This window comes from Thiolapillus sp. (assembly GCF_048562965.1).
Lineage (GTDB): Bacteria > Pseudomonadota > Gammaproteobacteria > Chromatiales > Chromatiaceae > Thiolapillus > Thiolapillus brandeum_A.
Window position 1 is genome coordinate 1 of record NZ_JBHNMF010000892.1, and the last position, 1,168, is coordinate 1,168.

Genomic DNA, 1,168 nt, shown 5'->3' on the forward strand with positions numbered 1-1,168 from the left:
GCGAAGTCTATCCGTTGTACCTTTCGGGAACCCTCACGGGAGCTGAGCGCAACCGTTGAAGGAGTCTTCATCAGGTCACAGTACAACCGGTCAAAGGCAGAGACGTTCAGAAACGAATTCGACAGCGTATCGTAAAAAGCGTCCTGCTCGGCCACGTAAACATACTCATCAAACAGGGTCTGATTCGCCGTGGCGGCCTTATCCGTCTCCTGCGTTTTGAGCTGCTGGCGCAGATCCACAGCGCCTACCCCTGTGCGTGCCTGTACCGCCTTGATCGCATCCTTTTTAGCCAGCGTATCAACGGTAGATAGTCTGCTCAGCACCGGGGATAGATCGCTGTAGTCTTTGAGCGCATCCAGCTCTTTCTCCACCAGCCCCACCGAAAGCTGCTTAACAAAAGTCTCATGAGCCTTGTAGGCCTGCGGATTGTGCTGCTTCACCCACTGCACCAGGTCCTTCCCCTCGCGTTTGGTGCAGTGGCCATGGTGGCACCGGAAGCCCAGCTGCCCGGTCTCCAGCACAAACACAGCGGTACCCGAATCATCTTTGTTCGTGTGCTCATCCACCCAGGGACACGTGATGTCATACACACCCGCCGCCTTGTGCTGCTTAACGTGAACAGCGTTCAGCAGCGGTGGGTAGGCGTCGATCAGCCCAACCGCCTCCTGATCCGCTTTGGCCACTGCCCCGATGCATTGCATGAGTGCAGACACCGTGTATCGGAGCTGGGGTCGCCAGCTCTTGAGGAAAACGGGAACCTCACCGTGCATGAGACGGTGCTTGAGCTTAGTATTCACGCTCCCCGGCATGCGAACGTAGCGGTTCACGCCCTTTACCCCCGGATCCGTCATACCAAGATCCGCCATACGGGTGACAAGCGCTTCAATGACACTACGGTCTGTGCAGGGTTCATCCAGCAGCCAGCCCCATTGCTCCGATCCGGGGCTGGTCTCCAGAATATAGGAAGGCTCTGGGAAATGCTGCATGGCCTGCATTTGCGTCTTCGTGGCATCCCCCACGTCATCCGCAACCACCATGACCGTCGCTACGTGGTTCTCCTTGCGCCGGATCGAGGGCAAATGCTCTGATTCAGTGAAGGTCGAGATGCACACGTACTGATTGCCACCCGCCAGCTCATAATCCAGCAGCGCGTGCCCCTTCCAGACTG

1 protein-coding gene is annotated in these 1,168 nt (G+C 57.4%); it reads right to left on the reverse strand.

The window, feature by feature from the left end:
- Positions 1–1,168: DNA-primase RepB domain-containing protein (locus ACOCD2_RS20950; RefSeq protein ID WP_419626042.1), on the reverse strand; the 1,168-nt coding region annotated here is incomplete at both ends.